Raw genomic sequence first — 836 nt, forward strand, 5'->3', positions numbered from 1 at the left:
GGTGCTTCTCTAAACCGCCCCTAACTGCCACTGCTTTAATCGAAAACTCACGACATTGGTTGATCAGTTTGTCAAAAGGAACACTGTCTTCTTCAGTAAGCTGTTCGATGTCAATGATGACAGGGAGGTTCTCGAAAAAGCCAGGGGCTTGTGTTGTCTTTGCTGAAAGCTCTTGCTGAATTTGAGCTTCGTCATAGTAGGCCAATTCCAGAACGGTCATCGGCAGTAAAGAGCCTTTAAGCTTTAGGCAGTTGCCAGATGAGCGAGTGGTAGAAGCGGTAGATTCAGGTGTCGCCTGATCGTTAGAGTTGGAGCTGACTGTGGCGCTAGACGTCATTGAGTTACCTGAGCTTGGTTTCTGTGCAATCAGGCCCGATTGTAAGCCAGTTGAGTCACGCACAGATACTTAAATTACAGTTATTGTTTGTGTCATGCCGCAGTTCGAATTAGAGTGCGGTTGATATAGTGAAATATCTTAACATGAGATTGATACTTTCGCTCGAATTTTTAGACTTAATGTGGGACACTTTCGCTCATTATAAAACTGGCCGCTTTTTATAGAGTCCTTAATTAAAAAAGGTAACCATGACCAACGAAATTATGTCTTTTGAAGACGGAGTTGAACAGGTTTCGCTTCGTGAATACACCGAGAAAGCTTATTTAGACTACTCAATGTACGTCATTCTTGATCGTGCATTGCCACATGTTGGGGACGGCTTGAAGCCTGTCCAGCGTAGAATCGTTTACGCTATGTCCGAATTGGGCTTGAAGGCGACAGCCAAGTACAAAAAGTCTGCTCGTACGGTGGGTGATGTCTTGGGTAAGTTTCACCCTCA

The 836-nt window shown here is 44.5% G+C and carries 1 protein-coding gene and 1 pseudogene; one reads left to right on the forward strand and one right to left on the reverse strand.

The window, feature by feature from the left end; all coding sequences use genetic code 11:
* Positions 1–400: pseudogene (locus A3729_RS06385) on the reverse strand (hypothetical protein); the annotation flags it as partial.
* A 185-nt stretch (positions 401–585) separates the two neighbouring features.
* Between A3729_RS06385 and A3729_RS06390 the strand changes: the two are divergent.
* Positions 586–836, forward strand: a 251-nt coding sequence (locus A3729_RS06390; RefSeq protein ID WP_304439693.1) for a DNA gyrase subunit A, incomplete at its 3' end; no start/stop codon positions are given.

This window comes from Oleiphilus sp. HI0043 (genome assembly GCF_001634935.1).